Raw genomic sequence first — 21,225 nt, forward strand, 5'->3', positions numbered from 1 at the left:
ATTTTGTTTTGAAAAACGACCAAAACAAAAGCAAATAAACATCATTAATAGCTTGATATATATAGCTTTACTAATAAACAGAGGTAACAAGTGATTCAATTTTTATTTAATGGGATGCCAATAAAAGTAGAAAAGTGCTCACCAAATCGCACCACTTTAGACTGGCTCCGCACTAAAAAAGGGAAAACAGGCACCAAAGAGGGGTGTGCAACAGGCGACTGTGGTGCCTGTACTATTTTAGTGGGTGAGGAAGTTGAACACAGCGGCGGTAAATCGGTGTGGCAATACAAAACCATGAACAGTTGCCTGATGTTATTAGGTAATGTGCACGGTAAACATATTTTAACCATTGAAGCCGTAACTACCAATATTCATGCTGGCTTGGCAGATTTACACCCGGTTCAGCAAGCTATGGTGGAATGCCATGGCTCACAATGTGGTTTTTGTACACCCGGCATTATTATGAGTTTACTTGGTCTTTATATAAACCATAAAAGCTACCCAGGTAAAAAAACAGTCATTGAGGCACTCGGGGGTAACTTATGTCGTTGTACTGGTTATCAGCCTATTTTAAAAGCGGCAGAAAAAGCCTTTGAATATGAACGAATAGCAGAGCCATGGTCGGCAATGGCCTGTCGCTTTTCACAGCAATTGATTGATGAAACCAATAAAGGCAAGATTCCGCATTTACAAGACGGCGAGCGCGCATTCTACATACCCCAATCTGCTGCTGATGTTGTCGCACTTAAAGCCAAGCATACAACGGCTACTTTCGTTGCTGGCGCGACTGATTTCGCGATAGAGCTGAATCAACAATTACGACAACCGCAAACAATTATTTCGGTTAGCCAAGTAGCCGAGTTTATAAGCTTTACCGAAACGGCTAGCGAATTTCAAATTGGTGCGGCTGTCCCTTATAAAGAGTTTACTGAGTCACTTTGTCAACATTACCCAGAAGCAACAGAGTTGTTTGAACGCTTAGGCTCTATGCAGGTACGTAATGCTGGAACTTTAGGCGGTAGTTTAGGTAATGCCTCGCCTATTGGTGACCCAGCTCCATTATTAATTGCCTTAAATGCGCAAATGAATCTGCAGTCAAGCCAAGGGACACGTGTCATTGATGTTGAAGACTTTTTTATTGGCTACCGCAAAACCTCGCTAAAAGAAAATGAAGTAATAAGTAAAATTATTATTCCTAAACGCAGTGAAAGTTTGAAATTAGCTTGCCATAAAATATCAAAACGTTTTGAAGATGACATTTCAACGGTTTGTCTTATTTTAGCCGTAGATCATCGCAATAATGTTATTACCTCTGCCCGTTGCGCCTTTGGTGGAATGGCCGCCACCCCAGCACGTGCTCATAAAATAGAGCAACAATTACTCGGGGGGAAAATCAATGCCACCACCTTTATTAAAGCGGGTGAAGTTGTCGAACGAGACTTCTCACCACTAACCGACGTGCGTGCCACCGCCGATTATCGTCTCGCTGTCAGTAAAAACTTATTAAAACGTATTGGTATTGAATTTAGCCAAGCTAGTATTGCGCGTTTTTCTCTGGCAACCACTACAGTACCCGAAGCCCCTTCACCTATTAGCACAAGGATCCGCCATGCGTCACTTTGAAACCGATAAAAAACCCACTTCAGGCGGCGCTTTAGGTAAATCTCACTATCATGACAGTGCTATTAAGCAAGTGTGTGGTTCGGCCAATTACATTGACGACAACCCAGAGCCTGCTGGTTGTTTACATGGCTATCCTGTTTTAGCACCGATTACTGCCGGGGTCATTACCGCTATAGATACCTCAGCAGCAGACGCCCTTGAAGGCGTTGTGCGCATTTTTTCTGCCGCCGATATTCCCGGAAAAATAGATATTGGTCCGGTATTTCCAGGGGATGTGTTATTAACAGACAAAGAAATTCAATACCATCATCAACCGGTGCTTTTTGTTGTTGCTGAGTCTCACGACATAGCACGTCAAGCAGCGGACTTAATTGTTATTCATTGTGACGAAAGTAAAGCGGTATTAGATATACACCAAGCGATTGCAGAAAAACGATGGGTTAGACCACCACACTCCTTACAGCGCGGTGAAGCAGAACGCGCTATTAGCGAAGCGAAACATCAATTAAAAGGTGAGTTAACCGTTGGCGGACAAGAGCACTTTTATTTAGAAGGGCAAATATCTCTTGCCCAACCCAACCAAGATGGCGGTTTATTTGTGCAGTGTTCTACACAGCACCCTACTGAAGTTCAACACTTAATTGCTAAAGTATTAAAACAACCCTTTCATTACGTCACAGTAGAAATGCGCCGAATGGGCGGCGCTTTTGGCGGTAAAGAAACCCAAGGCGCACCTTGGGGTTGTTTAGCGGCATTAGGTGCTTATCACTTAGGCTGCGCGGTTAAAGTACGCTTAGCTCGCACTGACGATTTTAGATTAACCGGTAAACGTCACCCTTTCTATAATAAATACCACGTTGGCTTTGACGACGATGGTTTAATTGACGGGGTCGATATTGAAGTCAACGGTTACTGTGGTTACTCCCCTGATTTATCAGACGCGATTGTCGATCGCGCTATGTTTCATGCCGACAATGCCTACTACTACCCTAACGCCAAAATCACCGGTAATCGCTGTAAAGTCAATACCGTCAGTCATACCGCCTTTCGTGGCTTTGGTGGTCCACAAGGCATGATTATGGCTGAACAGATCATGGACGATGTTGCAGCCGCATTAGGTAAAGACCCGCTCGAAATACGTAAGACAAACTTATATCGCATAGGTAGAGATATCACGCCTTATCATCAAAAGGTTGAACAGCATGTCTTGTTAGATATGATTGAGCGCTTAGAGCAAGACGCTGATTACTGGCAACGCAAAGCAAAGATAAAAGACTTTAATCAACACTCGCCGATCATTAAAAAAGGTTTGGCGATGACACCGGTTAAATTCGGTATTTCCTTTACCGTCCAACATTTAAACCAAGCAGGCGCATTAGTGCATGTTTACTCTGATGGCTCTATTCATTTAAACCACGGTGGTACAGAAATGGGGCAAGGATTAAACACCAAGGTTGCGCAAATTGTCGCGCAAGGTTTTGGTGTTGATCTTGATGTTGTTGGCATTACCGCCACTCGTACCGATAAAGTGCCTAACACCTCACCAACCGCGGCATCAAGCGGTACAGACTTAAATGGCATGGCAGCTCTTAACGCGGTCAATATCATTAAAGATCGTCTTACCGCGTTTGTTATTGAACACTTTGACGTGAGTGACAAGGTGGTATTTGCCGATAATCACATTAGCCACGACAAAGGCTCGCTAAGTTTTAGTGACTTAGCCGAGCTTGCTTATATGAATCGTATTTCCTTATCTTCTACCGGTTATTACGCCACGCCGAAAATACATTACGATCGTGAAAAAGCCCAAGGTAATCCTTTTTTCTATTACTCTCACGGTGTCGCGTTAAGTGAAGTGGAAATAGACATATTAACCGGTGAAAACACCGTAACCCGCGTTGATATATACCATGACGTCGGCAACTCCATTAACCCCAGTTTAGATGTTGGTCAAATTGAAGGCGCCTTTATTCAAGGCATGGGTTGGTTAACGACAGAAGACTTGCAATGGAAACCCAACGGAGAACTGGCCAGTGCCGGCCCTGCCACTTATAAAATACCTGCTATTGGTGATACCCCCGCAGAATTTAACGTGACTTTATATGAATCAGCCAACCCAGAAGCGACGGTATTTCGTTCAAAAGCGGTTGGCGAACCACCATTTATGTTGAGCTTTAGTGTTTGGAGTGCAATTCGAAATGCTATTCATAGTGTCTCTGATTACCGTTATGCGCCGCCACTTGATACTCCGGCCACGCCTGAACGCATTTTGCAGGCGGTAACTGCTGCCGAGCAATGGTTGCTTGATAACGAGCAGGAGAATGATAATGACTAATTCAAATAAGCCAGACGGTACAAGTAAATCGAGTCAATTGAATCAATCGTTTCAAGGCTTTCATCAACAAACATGGTCGCAAGCTATCTATCAATTAGAAGGGGCTGGCGATGATTATGTTATTGCTACTGTACTAGGTACGCATGGCTCTAGCCCAAGAGCTACTGGCACAAAAATGGTGATCAGCGCTGACAATATTTACGACACTTTAGGTGGCGGTCATCTTGAGTTTAAAGCTATTGAAAAAGCACGCGAGCTGTTAAGGAATGGCGAATCAATACAAATGGTTGAATCATTCAACTTAGGTGCAACGCTAGGGCAATGTTGTGGCGGTTCGGTTGTGGTGATGTTTGAAGCATTGGTAAGCAGCAAAATGCGCTTAGACATTTATGGCGCAGGTCATGTTGCCCAAGCTTTAGTGCCTATTTTGGCGCAGTTACCTTTAAGCATTCGTTGGATAGACAGCCGTGCAGATATTTTTCCGCAATATATTCCAAACAACGTTAACAAAATTGTAGACGAAGAGCCTACTGAGCAAGCAAAAACTGCGAAAGCTAACAGCGCCTTTTTAATTCTTACTCATAACCACCAGCTCGATTTCGATTTAACCGAAACCATTTTAAAACGTGATGATGCGCTATGGCTTGGCGTTATTGGTTCAGACACCAAAGCTAAGCGTTTTCGTCATCGTTTAACGCACCGTGAATTTGCTGACAGCCAAGTGGCAAAAATGACTTGTCCTGTGGGGTTAAGCAATGTTGTTGGTAAATTACCAATGGAAGTTGCCGTATCTATTGCTGGGCAAATCATCTCGCTTTATCAGTCTAATTGGCAAGCGAATGGCGCAACAGCACAAGCACCTAATACAGCAAAAAGTACAGCAAAAAGTAATAAGGGCTTGCAGTGGCAACAGCTTAAAAATGTACTTATGCCTGTGAAAAACGACACCGACCTAGCAAGCAATAAAACCACAAATGATGAACTTAATCAGCTAACAGCAAAAAATACGGAGAGCGTTAACTCATGAAGCTATCTGAATTAAATGCACTGTGCGATAAGCAAGCTTATCAAGAGTTTGAACATTGCTGTGTTGCTCCTAATTGGGTTGAAGGCATGATAAAAGCGCGCCCGTTTATCTCTGTTAATGCCGTTTATAGTACTGCTGAGTTGCTATGGAGCATTCTTAAAGAAGACGATTATTTAGCAGCATTTCAAGGGCATCCAGAAATAGGAGATGTTTCCACCTTACGAGCAAAGTTTGCCGCAACCGCAAGTAAAGCAAGCCATGAACAATCAGGCATGAGCCAAGCAAGCGACACCGTATTACACCAAATGATGGCGCTAAACCAAGCCTATAAAGAAAAGTTTGGTTTCATTTTTATCGTCTGCGCTACCGGAAAAAGCGCCGAACAAATGTTAGCGATGATAGAGCAACGAATAGAAAACGATCGCGACACAGAATTAGCCATTGCAGCAAACGAGCAAGCCAAAATCACCCGCATTCGACTGGAGAACTTACTATGAGCAAAAGTGCAATCACCACTCATATTTTAGATACAGCCACAGGTAAACCAGTGAGCAACTTACCGGTAAAACTATTCAAGCTAATTGATGGCAACTGGGAATTAATCAGCCAAGCAAGTACCGACGCTGATGGTCGCATCACTGATTGGCTATCGCCTGAAACGGCTATTGAATTTGCTACCTATAAATTAAGTTTTGACTTAGACAGCTACTTTACCGACCAAGCAGATCCAGCTTTTTATCCATTAGCTGAAATATGTTTTCGTTTACAAGATAAACGTCATCATCATATTCCATTGTTGTTATCGCCATTTGGCTACTCAACTTATCGAGGCAGTTAATATGAGCAATATTCAAGAGCACAAAACCACCGTAATTTGCGCCAACATTTTAGACTTTGTAGACGACCCAGCCATTGCTGGCGAACAAGCACATCGCTACTTTGAGCAAGGTGCACTAGTTATCGAACAAGGCAAAGTTGTTGCGCTAGGTTATGAAAAAGACATTTTAGCGTCACTGGCTGACAATAATACTAATCATGATAACGTTGAAATAAAGCGTTACGACAATCGTCTCATCATACCCGGTATGATTGATACCCATATTCACTTACCTCAAACCGAAATTATTGGCGCTTATGGCGAGCAGCTTTTAACTTGGTTAACCGAATATGCATTCCCGGCAGAAAAGAAGTTTTCAGACCAAGAATACGCCGTTGCTATTTCAAAAATATTTTTAGACGAACTAATGCGTAACGGCACCACCACCGCCCTTGTATTTGGCACAGTTCACCCAGAATCAGTTGAAGCGTTTTTCACCGAAGCACAAGCGCGTAACTTACGCATGATTGCCGGTAAAGTCATGATGAACACCAACTGCCCTGACGATTTGTCAGACACTGCTGAGTCAGGTTATCAAGAATCAAAAGCATTAATTGAAAAATGGCACAATGTTGACCGTTTAAGTTACGCAGTAACACCGCGCTTTGCCCCTACATCAACTGTTGAACAGTTAAACAAATGTGGTCAGCTGTTAAAAGAATATCCAGACACGTATTTACACACCCATTTATCTGAAAATCCGGGTGAATGCAGTTGGGTAAAACAATTATTTCCTGAAGCAAAAGACTACCTTGATGTGTATGACCGCGCTGGCTTAGTGCGAAAGCGTGCTGTATTTGCCCACGGTATTTATTTAAATGAACGTGAACTGTGCTGCCTAGCAGACAAAGACGCGGCTATTTCACATTGCCCTACATCAAACTTATTTTTAGGATCAGGACTCTTTGACCTTAGCGCCTGTGAAAAACATAACATTAATGTCGGCATAGGCACGGATGTTGGCGGTGGCACCAGTTTTTCAATGCTACAAACTTGCAGTGAAGCCTACAAGGTTCAGCAAATGAAAGGCAACAAGTTATCTGCATTCAAAGCCTTATATTTAGCGACCCTAGGTGGCGCTAGAGCCCTAGATCTCGAAGGCACAATAGGTAATTTTACTACCGGCTGTGAAGCCGACTTTATTGTTTTAGATTACCAAGCGACACCATTAATGGACTTTCGTCTCAAGCACGCTAACAGCCTGCACGACAAGTTATTTGCTTTGATGATGTTAGGTGACGACCGCTGTATTGAAGAAACCTTTATTTTAGGTAAAAGCGTACACCAAAGAGATAAAGCGCCTGCTTCAAGTGAAGTTTCAAGCACACGCTCTAGCTCACACGCCTGTGCACATGAAAGCTCTAATAACAGCTCTAATAAAAGTTCACACCAAAGTCACGCTCACCTAGTAGAGGTTGATTAGTTATGGAAAGTTACTTTTTCGATTTAGCACACTTAGTTCTTCGATATTTTCATGTTATTGCTGGCGTAGCTTGGATAGGTGCATCTTTTTATTTTGCATGGCTAGACAACAACTTAGAAACCCCGCCGCAATGGAAACAAGACAAAGGCATAAAAGGCGATTTATGGGCAATACATGGTGGTGGCTTTTATGAAGTAGCCAAATACCAAAATGGCCCAGAACAAATGCCAACTACTTTGCATTGGTTTAAGTGGGAAGCTTATACCACGTGGATCACAGGTTTCTTATTATTTAGCTTACTTTATTACGTGGGTGCTGACGCATACTTGCTTGATAGCACCAAAGCACCGTTAGATAAGTTATCAGCAATTAGCTTGTCGTTAGTCTTTATTATTTCGGGTTACTTAATTTACCGCGCTTTATGTAACAGCCCATTAGTGAATAAAGGCATACCTTTTAGTATCACCGTTATTGGCTTATTAGCCTTATGGACATGGGGCGTTGATGCGCTATTCACCGACCGCGCTGTTTATATTCACGTAGGCGCATTAATTGGTACTTGTATGGCGGGTAATGTTTACCACGTTATTATGCCGGGTCAACGTTACATGGTTGCTGAAGTAGAAGCGGGTCGCATTCCAGACTCAACACCGGGCATCAAAGCAAAACTATGTTCAATTCATAATAACTACGCGACCTTACCTATTATTTTCATCATGTTGAGTAACCATTTTTCATATACCTACACGCATGAATTTGGTTGGTTAATTCTTATCGCCTTGTTTGTTATTGGTATGTGGATACGTCATTACTTTAACTTGAAAAACCTAGGCGTGAATCGCCCAAGTGTATTAGTTAGCGGAATAGCAGCCTTTTTTGTTCTTATGTTGGCAATTGCACCTTGGCACTTAATGTCGTCATCAAGCAATAGCGCAGCAGCCGAAACGGTGACTGATGCGCAAGCATGGGAAATTATCGACAAACACTGTACTGAATGTCATAGCCAAACGCCTAGATCGGCACTTTTTAAAACAGCACCTTTAGGCTTAATGATTGACTCAATTGACGACGCTAAAAAAGTGAATCAACTAATTCATAGTCGAGCAATTGTTAGTAAAGACATGCCGCTTGGAAATATGACCAACATGACAACTGACGAGCGTAACCACCTAAGTGCATGGTTAAAAAGTGTTAAAAACAGTATGAATATGAATAAAGGAGAATAGCTATGAGTGAATCAACTAACAGCCATGACAGTAGCAACAGTTATGACGATTACCCTCGTGACTTACTCGGTTATGGCGCAAAGCCACCGCACGCTAATTGGCCAAATAAGGCACGTATAGCGGTTCAAGTAGTGATGAACTATGAAGAAGGCGGCGAAAACTGTGTACTTCATGGTGATGATGCCGCAGAGACTTTTTTATCTGAAATAGTCAGTGCCCCACATGTTGAAGACCGTCATATCAGTATGGAGTCTATCTATGAATATGGTAGCCGAGTAGGCGTATGGCGCTTACTGCGCTTATTTGAAAAATATAACCTGCCTGTCACTGTGTTTGCCGTTGCCATGGCATTAAAACGTAACCCAGCAGTAGCTAAAGCCTTAGTAGCAGCTGGCCATGAAATATGTAGTCACGGGCTACGCTGGATTAACTACCAAAACATCGACATAGATACCGAGCGCCAGCATATGCAAGAAGCCATGGCGATTATTGAAGAAGTCAGTGGCGTAAAACCACAAGGTTGGTACACAGGTAGAACAAGCCCAAATACAGCAAGCTTGGTGGCCGAAAACGGTAGCTTTTTATATGACGCTGATGACTATAGTGATGACCTACCTTTTTGGCGACAAGTAGGCGAAAAGCAACAATTAATAGTGCCTTACACCTTAGACGTAAACGACATGCGCTTTGCTGCAGTACAAGGCTTTAACGCCGGCGACCAATTCTTCAATTACTTAAAAGACAGTTTTGATGCCCTCTATGAAGAAGGGGATCCTCAAGGTGAAAATCGGCCAAAAATGATGTCGATAGGTTTGCATTGCCGCTTAGTCGGACGACCAGGAAGAATAAAAGCCCTCGAACGATTTTTTCAATATGTTCAATCGTTTGAAGGTGTTTGGTTTGCACGTCGAATAGACATAGCCAAACATTGGCAACAAGAACACCCTCAAAAGTAATCGTTATTTTTGAGCAAGTAAAAGTAGTAGAACACAGCTTAGATAATTTTAAACATTAATATTAAGAGGTTATTAAAATGAAAAAATATTTACATTCACTATTGGTCGGCATGGCCGTTAGTATCACCACGCCTGCTGCATTAGCCGCTAGCGAAAACGTCATAAAAAAACCTATGCCAATCAAAGCAGTGGTTTTAGCGATGTTTGAGCATGGTGAAGTAACAGGCGATAGACCTGGCGAGTTACAGTTATGGTTAGAGCGTGGCGGGCTAGATAACAAAATTGATTTTCCCTTGGGCGAACACGACATTTATACCAATAATGAAGGGGTACTTGTTATATGTACCGGTGGTGGCGTACCTAATGCTACGGCTTCAGTTATGGCATTAGGTATGGATCAACGTTTCGATTTTTCTGATACTTATTGGTTAGTTGCCGGTATTGGTGGTGGCGATCCTAGCGATGTCTCTTTAGGCACAGGCGTGTGGGCAAAGCATGTAGTTGATGGTGATTTATTGTATGAAATTGATGCCCGTGAAATACCTAAAGAATGGGAATATGGTTTAATTCCATTAGGAGCATACAAGCCAAATCAAGAGTCAACCGGTTGGACAGTAGACACTATTCATTTTGCTTTAAATGAACCCTTAGTTGATTGGGCTTATAACTTAACTAAAGACTATTCAGTTGCCGATACGCCTGCCATTAAAGAATTTAGAGAGCAATACGTTAACTTCCCTAATGCACGTAAAAAACCCTTTGTAACTATGGGTGACACCATAGGGTCAAGTAAGTATTGGCATGGTGAATTACTGAACAACTGGGCAAACGACTGGATGCATTTATACGCAGGCCCAGACAGTGAGTTTATGACCACCAATATGGAAGACAACGGTACCTTTACTGCGTTCGGTCGCTTAGCTCGTACCGGCTTAGTGGATAAAGAACGTGTCTTAGTGTTACGTACTGTCAGTAATTACACCCATCCACCTAAAGATAAAACCGCAGCTTGGAGTACTACAGCACCCTACCCTGATGGTGGTTTACCTGCCATTGTAGCCGCTTTTGAAATGGGCACTATCGTCATAGATAACTTAGTTCAAAATTGGGATATCTACCAAGATGCTATCCCAGGTAGTGCTGAAGCTGCAGCTTTGGCTAAAAAAAAATAGTAAAAAGTAATCAGCTGTTAATGACTACACCTAGTGAAAGCCAATTAACAGCTGAACAACTTGTTAAAGCGTTAAATTTAGAAGGGCATGTTGAAGGCGGTTTTTATCGTCGCACATTTAGTGCTGATCATCGCGCGACTATACCTACTGACAACGGCGAGCGTGTCACAATGAGCAGTATTTATTATTTACTCAGTGCGCAATCGCCAATCGGACATTTTCATATGAATCAATCCGATATCATGCACTTTTTCCATAAAGGCGACCCGATAACTTACTATATGTTAAACCCCGATGGCAGCTTACAAACAACCATACTAGGGCCAGATCCAACAAAGGGCCATCAAATGCAAATGATGGTGAAAGGCGGTACCTGGAAAGCCTCAAAAATCCCAAGTAATGGTCAATATGGCTATGGCTTAATTGGTGAAGCGGTTTCACCAGGCTTTGATTATTCTGATATGCAACTCGGTTCGAAAGAGAAATTATTAACGCTATTTCCTCAGCATACAACGCTAATTAATGAATTGAGCCGCTAAAATGCATAACTCAATATTAATCATTCATTTTTAGTGAGCAAAACGATTATCAAAGCTATTAGCCAAATTAATACACAAGTTAACGCAAAAATTAACACAAAAGTACAAATTACCGACTTAAAAAAGGAAGATTCATGAAGATTTTTACCACACTCACCGCCAGCATTGCAGCCAGTGCTGCCGCTTGTGTTTTTTCACTTGGCTTACAGGCTAAACCAGTTATTTTTGATAACGATATGGCCATTGACGACTGGGCGGCATTATTATTTTTAGTGCAACATCCCAAATTAGATGTCACCGCAATTACTATTTCAGCTAGTGGCGAATCCCATTGTCAGCCCGGCCTTACCAATACCACCGCCTTATTAGAACTATCGCCGTATAGCGGTAAAAATATTCCCGTGGCTTGTGGTGATGCTGAGCCGTTAGACGGTTATGCAGTATTTCCTGAAGCATGGCGCACCGACTCAGACACCTTATCTGGCGTACCAGTTAAAGCAAGTGAGCGTCCAACAAGTAACAAACACGCAGTAGAGGTTATTCACCAAGCTATCGTCGAATCAAACGAGCCGGTTACCATTTTAGCCACAGGGCCATTAACCAATATCGCCCAATGGTTAGAAAAATACCCGCAAGACCAAAAGTCTGTTGAACGTTTAGTGATTATGGGAGGTAACGTTAACGTGAAAGGCAACATTATTGTGCCGCTTTTTACCAAAGGCCACCCAAATAAAACCGCTGAATGGAATATTTTTATCGACCCGGTGTCTGCAGACAAGGTATTAGCTTCAGATCTTAACATCGAATTGGTAGGGCTAGACGTAACTAACTCGGTTCGGGTTACGAGCGAGTTAGCGGCTGAATTTAGTCAAAATGCTAAAACACCTGCGGCGCTCTTTTGGAAAAAAGTGTTAGCCAAAAATGATTGGTTTATTGACTCAGGTGAATACTATTTTTGGGATACTTTAGCGGCGCTTATTGTCGCGGAGCCTGAACTTTGTCAGGGTAGCATGGCAGGCTTTAACGTTGAAAAAAGCACCACTACAACCCCTTGGTTACCAACATCAGACATGAGTATGTCAGTCACACGCTGGGACGGCAAACCAAGACAACATCTTGATAGTGAACGTGCCGGTACTTTTATAGCTGATGATACTCGCCCTGAAATTAAAGTGTGTGAAAAAACTAAACCCAGTTATATTTTCAATGACTTTAGTGTGATTATGAACAGATCTTAATTCGACATTATTGAAATTATTTGCCCTTAAGCTGCAATATAAAATTCAAGATCTCGGAAAATAAAACAACAATTTAACTAAGGCATACGTTAACGCGTATGCCTTTTTTGTTACTGTAACAAGGCTTTTTTATGCTCTCATTTTTAATCTAATGACGCTTATAAATGTTGTTTCAGCCAGGTATAAAAATAACAGCGATGGCAGCACCTCTTTATTAACCAAGCGCTAATCAAGTGCGAACCAAGTGCTAAAGCCATAGCTAAAGCCATAGCAAAAGCACGCGACCACAGTTAACGTTGCACCGACATTTTGGTGCTTTCGCACCATAAACGCACACAACCTGACTGATTGGTCAGGAATATTAAAACAACAAGTCATATTCAATAGTGTCTGGCCTTATATAGGCTCTTTGGTATCGGAATTGCACTCACTAAAGTAATGATTTTAATTTTCTTTGAGCATGCATTCTTTTTGCTCATTACTACTTTGGAGTTTACATGAGTAAAAAAAACAAATTTACCACGCTTACTGCGTTGGCAATTTCCGCACAACTGATAGTGGGATCATGTTATGCCGCGAGTGCTGATTGGTTTGAAAAATTTAAACAAACCGCAAGCGATAAAGAGCTATACACTTTATTGTACGCCATGCCTAAAGGCGGTGATTTACATCATCATATTACCGGCTCAGCACTGTCTGAGTGGTGGTATGACTTAGCGCTAGAGCAAAGTGCTCATGGGTATGAATTTTACACTAAAGTTAAAGTTAACAATTGTCGCGACTATGGCGGTAATGAATTTGGATTTAGCCCATATTACTTATTGTTTACTAATTTATTAGCGTCAAGTTATGACAAATTACCTGCCTGTGAAAAAGCAGAATACAAACCGCTAAAAGATCTAAATGCCACCGAAAAAGCAGCCTGGTTAAACAGTATTCGCTTAGACAAAGACCACGAAGGCCGTGACGAGTTTTTTCAAACACATTGGCAACGCATGAACGAGCTAAGTAGCAGTCCCTATTTAATTGCCGAATTACTGGTTAAAAACATGCAAGCCTTTGGTGACGAAGGCTTGATATATATGGAACCCATGATGGGCGCTTTTGGCTATACCAAGCCAGACGGTACCGTTATTCCTGCAGAAGTTACCGCTGATATTTTTAGAGATCGTTTACAACAAGCCGATGCGAAAGCCACTGGCATCACAGTACGTATGCAAGAAAGTATTTTACGCTTTAGCCCAAGAGCCGAAGATTCATTACGTAAATACTATGACTTCATTTCCAAAAATAATGATTTATACGTTGCCGTCAACATGGTTGGTCGTGAAGATAATGATAAAGGCCATCCCGCCCGTTTCTTACCGGTATTACGTGAGTTACGACATAAATACAACAATGTGAAATTGTCGATTCACGCCGGTGAGGTTGATGAGCCTAATTATCATATACGCGATACCCTATTACTTGGCGCAGACCGTATTGGTCATGGCGTTAACCTAATTACTGATGACGACATGATGCGACAAATGCGCAATGGCCCGTATTTAGTTGAAATCAATCTTATTTCAAACTTGTTACTAGAATATATTGATGACTATTCACAGCACCCTTTCCCTGAATATTTAAGAATTGGTATTCCGGTTGCGTTGTCTACTGATGATCGCGGCATGTGGGACTCAAACTTAACAGATGAGTTTTTTGTCGCCGTTAAAGAATTTAACTTAAGCTGGGCTGAACTCAATACTTTAGGGGAAAATTCAATTAAATACAGCTTCTTAGATCAACAAACTAAAAATACTTTACTCAATGAATACCAAGAAAAAATGGCTAAATTTGAACAACAAGTCAGCACATCGGGTATTAAAAACATTACAACTACTCCAGTGTCATATAGCTTTATTTGCGATAAGTACCAACTTTGTTTAGAGGAAAGCTAAAGCACTGCAGTTAATGAGTTGCTCTTATAATGATCAATAAGAGCATACCTTTTTTGCTTGTTAATAAAAAATTAACAAGCAAAAAGCATCAACCAAAAGTTAACAAGCAAAAGTTAACAACCAAAAAAATAAAAACCAAGAACACAGCCCCCTCCCTCTTGGTTTTTAATTCCCTTAAAACAATTTCAGTAAATTGGTATGCATGCCAAGGTCGCTCATATCCGCCCAGCCCCAAAATAGAGTAATAGCCCTAATCTCGTGCACTTTTATGTACATTTGTAACAAAACAGTGCGCCCTTAACTAGCAACCTAATATTTTACAACAACATATAATTACAAAATAAAACCATAAACCATTGAATAAAAAGAGAAAACAATAAAACATGACCGATCGGACAGGAATTGGCACAACGCTTGCTCTCTACTCATTAGTAATTAAAAAAATATAAAACATAAAACATAACTTAAAAAGCCAGGAGAATTGTATGTTCCAATCGTTTAAGAGAAATAAACTCGCTTTGTTAATAACCATCAATATCGCTGCAGTTTCACAACTAGCCATTGCTGAAGAAACAAAAGAAAGCACCCCTAATGAAGACATAGTCGAATTAGAAACTTATACATCAGAGGGGCAAATTGCCGACACAATGGGCTTAATGCCAACCGAAGCCGTTGAGTCTGTTTTTGGTTTCGGTAAAACAGTATTGGAAACACCACGTGGTGTGACAACAGTAACGTCCGACATGATGGAAAATTACAATATAACTAATATTGATGATTTAGTTTTGGTATCTCCTGGTGCCTTTACCCAATCATTTTTCGGTGTTGCTGGTTCATTAGATGTTCGTGGTACACCCGGTGAAGTTTATTTTCGTGGTATCCGCCGAATAAACAACCCAGGAAACTACCCTACTCCAATTGGGGCTTCTTCACGTATTGATATTGTTCGTGGTCCAGCATCACCTATTTATGGTCCATCTAAAATAGGTGGGTATTTAAACTTTGAGCCTAAATCAGCCCGCGCTGACACAGGTCAATATTTAGAAGAGCCTACCGGAAAAATATCATTAACTCGCGGCAGCTGGGAAAAAAATATTTTAACTGCTGAAGTAGGTGGACCAGGTAAAATTGGCGATAAAGATCTAGGCTACTATTTCTACGCTGAAACTGAAAACTCTGGCAGCTACTATGAGAATTCAGCAACTGACCAAAACATCATACAAGCTTCTTTTAACGTCGATCTTTCACCTGATACCCGTATTGAGTTTGGTGGTATGTACCATGAGTTTGATGGTAACCAAGTTGCAGGTTGGAACCGTTTAACACAAGAACTTATCGATAACGGCACATACGTGACCGGCTCACCTACTTCAGTTGATTTAAACCATGACGGTTTAAACTCTGCAGACGAATACAGTATTTGGCAAGGCACTTTTAATCCAAATAGTAATAACTTCTTTGTGCCGCCATCATCGGCAACAGATGCTTCCTTAGACCCTGAGTGGGCATTAAACAATGTTGGTACCGCTAAACTTGAACATAACCAAGTACTCGTTGCCGATTCTGATTACCTAACCAATACCGTTTCAACGCTATATTTTGATGTTATGCATCAAATAGCTGACGGCTTCACTTTAACTAATAAAATGTTTTATGAAGATTTAGATAACGCGAATGCTAACGCTTATGGTTTTTCTCAATTTGCTGATACTTATGCGTTTGAAGATCAGTTAGTACTTGCCTACGCTGCCACTCATACTGATTGGTTAAGTGCAAATTACCAAGTATCACCAAGTATTCGTTATACCAACTTTAAACATGGTGATGATTATGATTTTGAATACTTTGACCGTCGTGACTTAACAGGCCCTTCTACAGCCCTTGATAGAAAGTTATTATCAATTGAATCTGATGAAGATTATTCAAGTTACACCACAGGTAATTTTACCGATTACGGTTTAGCGTTTTTAGCTGACTTTAATATGTTTACCGACTTAAATATTTTATTAGGTGTTCGTTACGATTATTTAGATATGACGAGTATTGAACACAACAACAAATTATTTGGCGCAACAGGTAACGAAGCGCCCACTGAAGCGTCTGATAGCGATTCGGCGATTTCGTGGACAGCCAGTGCGTCTTATAACTTACCGGGTAACATAGTGCCGTATATTACCGCCTCTAAACAAACCACTATTATCATGGGTCAAGGCTCAGAAATTCCGGTTGACTTAGTGCAATCAGGTAATGCCCTTGCTGACTCAACCTTAGCGGAAGTAGGTGTAAAAGCGAGCTTAGTGGATAACACTTTATTCTTAACGCTTGATTACTTCGACCAAGAACGAACTAATTATTCTGCACAAGATCAAGTAAGTAATAACACCACCCGCAGTAAAGGTTGGGAATTTGAAATGCGTTACCTAGTAACGGAACAATTAACCCTAACAGGTAACTACACCAACCTAAAAGTTACTAACCTAACGGCATTAGAAACTGGCACTCAATTTGGTTTTATGGGAGCTGAAGATTTAACTGGCATTACCGATCCATCATTATTTTACGCTTATGTAATGCAAGGATTAACTTTAGTTAATGATGAAGCTGAAGCCACTAAAGCCGGTATTCCTGAAAACATGTTTAGTTTAACAGGAGCTTATGACTTCCAAAACGGTTTAAGCGCAATGGTCAGTGTTATCCATGCTGATTCTACTTTCTCTAGTTTTTCTCAAGGGGTAGAACTCCCTGCTTACACAGTACTTAATGCTGGTATTACTTACGCCACCGGCGACTGGGTACTTCGTGTGCAAGGTAAAAACTTAACCAATGAGAAATACTACAGAGCAAACTTCCCAGATTTATTTGGTAGCACGGTTGTATTACCTGAGCTTCCTGCAAACTGGGTAGCCAGCGCTTCCTACCAATTTTAACGGGTAAGAACATTATCAAAAGAGGGGCATAATTTGCCCCTCATCACTACAAAAGTTTAAAGAGGTTTACATGGTTATTCGTAACTCCATAGGCGTAGCGCTTCTGTCGAGCGCTATATTAATACTCCCGAGTCATGCTGTTGAAAATAGCCTTGAGCAACAAGAAAGTATTAATAAAAGTGCTGCCGCTAGCCAAAATAAAATTGACACCTTAGCAGAAACAACACTGAGTGACTTTCAAAAATATCGCCTTGCCGAGCAACGACTTGAAAGTTTAACAATATATAACCAACAAATGGCAAAACTGGTGCAATCGCAAGAATCTGAAATTACCAGTATTAACAAACAAATTAACGAAATTGACGGCATTGAAACAGGTGCCCTGCCGTTAATGTTACAAATGACCAACACATTAAGCGAATTACTTAACGCCGACATTCCCTTTTTAAAAGAAGAACGTAAAGAGCGTATTGAAACATTAGTTGAATTGATTGACCGAGCAGACGTTTCTGCTGGTGAAAAATACCGTCGTATTATGGAAGCTTATCAGGTGGAAATGGAATACGGCCGAACAATAGAAGCTTATCGAGGCATTATTGTTGTTGATAACGCGCCCCGTACCGTCGATTTTTTAAGGTTTGGACGAGTAGGACTTTACTACCAAACACTTGATGGTAATGAAAGTGGCAAATGGGATAGCAGCACTAAGAGTTGGAAAGTAGTAAATGATGACTACCGTACTAGCATTCGTGACGGTTTACGCATTGCTCGTAAGCAAATGCCACCTGAACTTTTAACGTTACCAGTTAACTCTCCGGCATCTTAAGGAATTTAATATGAGTTTTATGAATAATATTTTTAGAGGCCACTTAGCTAAAAAAAGCTTAATGATAGTAGCCTTCGGTAGTGCCTTAGGTGTTACCGCAATTAATGCGCAAGCCAGTGATAGCTTACAAGCCCTTTACCAACAAGTAAAAAATGACGTAAGCACTGAAGCGGCACATAACAGTGAAAGAGAACAACGCTTCATGGCTGCTGCCGGCGAACAAAAAGCAATGTTAGCTGAAGTTGAAGCCGCAGTTGCTGCCCAAGAAGCAATGCGTGATGAAATGAAAGTCAGTTTTGATGACAACGAGGCTGTATTAGAAAAAGTTAGCACCCAACTTGACCGCAGAACCGGTAATTTAGGCGAGTTATTTGGTGTATTCCGCCAAATGGCCGGCGACACTCAGCAAATGCTTTATAGTTCAATTATTACTAGCGAGTTCCCTGAGCGTACTGCTGAGATTGAAGTGTTATCGCAAACCAAAGAAGTGCCAACTATTGCTGAAATGCAAAAGTTATGGGCATTAATGCTGCAAGAAATATCTGAATCTGGCCAAGTAAGTCGTTTTAATACTGAAGTAACTAAGCCTAGTGGCGAAAGCTATAACGCAGAAGTAACTCGTGTTGGTACCTTCAATGCCATAACTGCAGATAAATACTTAAATTATGATGCAGACGGCGGTCAACTCGTTGAGTTATCGCGACAACCTGCAAGCAATATTACCAATTCAGCCGCAGAGTTAAGTGCGAGTTCAGGTAATAAAGAAACCAGTTTCGCGGTTGACCCTTCACGCGGCGTATTACTAGGTTTACTTGTTCAATCACCGAGTTTAATTGAACGTGTTCAACAGGGTAAAGGCGTAGGTTATGCCATCTTAGCGTTAGGTGTAATCGGCTTACTTATCGTGCTTGAGCGCATGACTAAATTGTCAATTATTTCAAAACGTATGAATAAGCAACTGAAAAATATGAATCAAGCGTCTGACGATAACCCGCTAGGTCGTATGATGTTAGCTTATTACGAAAACAAACATTTGAATGATCTCGATGTTATTAGCAAAAAACTACAAGAAGTTATTTTCAAAGACTTAGCTGAAATACGCAAAGGGCTTGCCACCATTAAAGTGCTTGCAGCAATAGCGCCATTAATGGGACTACTAGGAACCGTAACGGGCATGATTGGTACATTCCAAGCAATAACCTTATTTGGTACCGGTGACCCTAAATTAATGGCTGGTGGTATTTCTCAAGCCTTAATTACCACGGTTGAAGGTTTAATTGTCGCTATACCATTACTACTTTGTAGCAATATGCTCAGCAGTAGAACCCAACAACTTAGTAAAGTTATTGGTGAGCAAGCATCAGGTATGGTCGCTCAAAAAGCTGTTGAAATAGCCAGCGCTAAAGCCTAATTAGGGGAGTCGTAAACTATGGACATTAACACCTTTATTGTCGATTTTCTTAACACAGGTGGCAACGTTCTTTGGGCAATTCTTGGGGTAGCCGTTTGGTTGTGGTATTTAATTTTTGAACGTTATTGGTTTTTCTTCGGCTCATTTAAGAAGCAACGCCAAAAAAATACTGACCGCTGGCAAGCCATGGATGACAAATCAAGCTGGGCATCCTTGCATATCCGTACGCAATTAATATCGGAAATAGACTGCTTAATGTTACGTAATTTAAAACAAATTACCGCGTTAATCGCCTTATTACCAATGTTAGGTTTATTAGGTACGGTAACCGGCATGATCCAAGTGTTTGAAGTAATGGCTTATTTAGGATCTGGTAATCCTCGAGCTATGGCTAACGGTGTTAGTGCCGCCACGATACCTACTATGGCTGGTATGGTTATTGCGCTCTTAGCTATTCCTTTTGCAACGGAATTGGACCGTCGATACCGTCGAGAAAAACGCGAGACCGGTAACATTATGAAAACCGACGATTAATTCTACCTAACGTTAACGTGTACTGCATAACCAAAATTGCATAATCAATGTCAATGAGTACACGTAGTTAAGAGACAGCTAAATAAAAGAGAGTATGACATGAACGACAATGACTTTTTGATGAACGAAGAAGATGAAAATCAAATTGATTTAACACCGATGCTAGATGTTGTATTCATCATGCTAATTTTCTTCATCGTAACATCAACCTTTGTAAAAGAATCAGGGGTTGATGTAACCCGCCCGCAAGCTGAAACCTCGGTTGTGAGTGAGTCAAACAGCGTACACATAGGCATTACTGCCACTAACGAAGTGTTTATGGACAAACGCCAAGTAGACAAACGCGCCATACGCGCCAATGTTGAAAAGTCGTTAGCTGAAAATCCTGGGGCTGCAGTTATTATTGTTGCTGACCAAGATTCGAATACCAATACGCTTATTCAAGTAATGGATCAAGCGAGACTGGCCGGTGCAACCTCTGTATCTGTGGCGTCGGAGGGTAAATAATCATGCTGAAGCATATAGGCATTCTTTGTGCTGCAGCCATCTTTGCTTTGATGGTGTTTGCAGGCATGCAATTAATGATTGCAAATGATGGCGTATTTACCAAAAAAGATAAGAACCAAGCGAACTTAAATTTTGTTCGCGTTGACTCTAATAAAGCTGAGGTAACGACAAAAGATCGCCGTATGCCTGAACCGCCACCGCCGCCAGAGTCTAAACCTGACGTACCAAGTTCTAGTGCTCAAATTAGTGATAATTCGAGTCCTAGCATGGCCATGAGTATGCCTAAAATAGGCATGTCCATGAACACGGGTTCAGGACCATTTTTGGGAACATTACAACAAGGTGGAGGTATGGCTGGGTTTGATACCGATGTTATCCCTATTGTGCGAGTACCAGCAGCATATCCACAGCGTGCTAGACAAGCTAAATTGTCTGGTTATGTCACCATGGAAGTGTTGATTCGACCTGACGGTACAGTATCCGACGTAAAAGTTGTTGATGCCAAACCACCTCGTTTGTTTGATAGCGCTGCAATTAATGCCATGAAACGCTGGAAGTTTAGGCCAAAAACAGTTGACGGCAAACCGCAAAGTCAACGCGCTCAACAAACCATTGAATTTAGTTTAGCTAAATAATCTCAACATTTGATAAGGGTATAGTGAGC

At 41.4% G+C, this 21,225-nt stretch carries 18 protein-coding genes; all 18 read left to right on the top strand.

The window, feature by feature from the left end; genetic code table 11:
- Positions 1-90: 90 nt before the first annotated feature.
- The 18 genes from xdhA to CWS31_RS04815 all read left to right on the top strand — a co-directional run bounded on the left by xdhA (position 91) and on the right by CWS31_RS04815 (position 21,196).
- A complete protein-coding gene (gene xdhA / locus CWS31_RS04730; RefSeq protein WP_101344725.1) occupies positions 91-1,623 on the top strand; it encodes a xanthine dehydrogenase small subunit in 1,533 nt (510 codons plus the stop codon).
- Entirely contained in the window at positions 1,610-3,958 is a 2,349-nt protein-coding gene (gene xdhB, locus CWS31_RS04735; RefSeq protein ID WP_101344726.1) for a xanthine dehydrogenase molybdopterin binding subunit, read from the top strand. The genes xdhA and xdhB overlap by 14 nt, the downstream gene beginning before the upstream one ends.
- A complete protein-coding gene (xdhC, locus tag CWS31_RS04740) occupies positions 3,951-4,985 on the top strand; it encodes a xanthine dehydrogenase accessory protein XdhC (RefSeq protein WP_101344727.1) in 1,035 nt (344 codons plus the stop codon). Before xdhB ends, xdhC begins: the two co-directional genes overlap by 8 nt.
- Positions 4,982-5,482 (top strand): 2-oxo-4-hydroxy-4-carboxy-5-ureidoimidazoline decarboxylase, encoded by a 501-nt coding sequence (gene uraD, locus CWS31_RS04745; protein ID WP_101344728.1) that lies wholly within the window; start codon positions 4,982-4,984, stop codon positions 5,480-5,482. Before xdhC ends, uraD begins: the two co-directional genes overlap by 4 nt.
- Positions 5,479-5,823 carry a hydroxyisourate hydrolase gene (gene uraH, locus CWS31_RS04750; RefSeq protein ID WP_101344729.1) on the top strand — a complete coding sequence of 115 codons (345 nt, stop codon included), beginning with the start codon at positions 5,479-5,481 and terminating at the stop codon, positions 5,821-5,823. Before uraD ends, uraH begins: the two co-directional genes overlap by 4 nt.
- A 1-nt stretch (position 5,824) precedes the next feature.
- Complete coding sequence (gene guaD / locus CWS31_RS04755; RefSeq protein ID WP_101344730.1) at positions 5,825-7,285, top strand: guanine deaminase; 1,461 nt, start codon at positions 5,825-5,827, stop codon at positions 7,283-7,285.
- Between the two features lie 2 nt (positions 7,286-7,287).
- The gene (locus CWS31_RS04760; protein WP_101344731.1) at positions 7,288-8,511 is read left to right on the top strand and encodes a urate hydroxylase PuuD; all 1,224 of its coding nucleotides are present in this window, start codon (positions 7,288-7,290) and stop codon (positions 8,509-8,511) included.
- A gap of 2 nt (positions 8,512-8,513) precedes the next feature.
- Positions 8,514-9,467: an allantoinase PuuE gene (gene puuE, locus CWS31_RS04765; protein WP_101344732.1), complete on the top strand. Its 954-nt coding sequence runs from the start codon at positions 8,514-8,516 to the stop codon at positions 9,465-9,467.
- A gap of 77 nt (positions 9,468-9,544) precedes the next feature.
- Positions 9,545-10,639: a purine-nucleoside phosphorylase gene (locus CWS31_RS04770; RefSeq protein WP_211355791.1), complete on the top strand. Its 1,095-nt coding sequence runs from the start codon at positions 9,545-9,547 to the stop codon at positions 10,637-10,639.
- A gap of 20 nt (positions 10,640-10,659) precedes the next feature.
- Complete coding sequence (locus tag CWS31_RS04775) at positions 10,660-11,178, top strand: cupin domain-containing protein (protein WP_101344733.1); 519 nt, start codon at positions 10,660-10,662, stop codon at positions 11,176-11,178.
- Positions 11,179-11,312: 134 nt separating this feature from the next.
- A complete protein-coding gene (locus CWS31_RS04780) occupies positions 11,313-12,416 on the top strand; it encodes a nucleoside hydrolase (RefSeq protein ID WP_101344734.1) in 1,104 nt (367 codons plus the stop codon).
- A gap of 497 nt (positions 12,417-12,913) precedes the next feature.
- Positions 12,914-14,356, top strand: a complete 1,443-nt coding sequence (locus tag CWS31_RS04785; RefSeq protein ID WP_101344735.1) for an adenosine deaminase family protein — start codon at positions 12,914-12,916, stop codon at positions 14,354-14,356.
- A gap of 485 nt (positions 14,357-14,841) precedes the next feature.
- Positions 14,842-17,283: a TonB-dependent siderophore receptor gene (locus CWS31_RS04790; RefSeq protein ID WP_101344736.1), complete on the top strand. Its 2,442-nt coding sequence runs from the start codon at positions 14,842-14,844 to the stop codon at positions 17,281-17,283.
- A gap of 70 nt (positions 17,284-17,353) precedes the next feature.
- The gene (locus CWS31_RS04795) at positions 17,354-18,109 is read left to right on the top strand and encodes a DUF3450 domain-containing protein (RefSeq protein WP_101344737.1); all 756 of its coding nucleotides are present in this window, start codon (positions 17,354-17,356) and stop codon (positions 18,107-18,109) included.
- A 10-nt stretch (positions 18,110-18,119) separates the two neighbouring features.
- Positions 18,120-19,520, top strand: coding sequence for a MotA/TolQ/ExbB proton channel family protein (locus CWS31_RS04800; RefSeq protein ID WP_211355792.1), 1,401 nt, complete (start codon positions 18,120-18,122; stop codon positions 19,518-19,520).
- 18 nt (positions 19,521-19,538) lie between these two features.
- Positions 19,539-20,054: a MotA/TolQ/ExbB proton channel family protein gene (locus CWS31_RS04805; protein ID WP_101344738.1), complete on the top strand. Its 516-nt coding sequence runs from the start codon at positions 19,539-19,541 to the stop codon at positions 20,052-20,054.
- A 99-nt stretch (positions 20,055-20,153) separates the two neighbouring features.
- Positions 20,154-20,561: an ExbD/TolR family protein gene (locus CWS31_RS04810; RefSeq protein WP_101344739.1), complete on the top strand. Its 408-nt coding sequence runs from the start codon at positions 20,154-20,156 to the stop codon at positions 20,559-20,561.
- A gap of 2 nt (positions 20,562-20,563) precedes the next feature.
- Positions 20,564-21,196 (top strand): energy transducer TonB, encoded by a 633-nt coding sequence (locus tag CWS31_RS04815; RefSeq protein ID WP_211355793.1) that lies wholly within the window; start codon positions 20,564-20,566, stop codon positions 21,194-21,196.
- Positions 21,197-21,225 lie beyond the last annotated feature (29 nt).

Origin of the sequence: Colwellia echini, assembly GCF_002843355.2 — a bacterium.
Classification (GTDB): domain Bacteria; phylum Pseudomonadota; class Gammaproteobacteria; order Enterobacterales; family Alteromonadaceae; genus Colwellia; species Colwellia echini.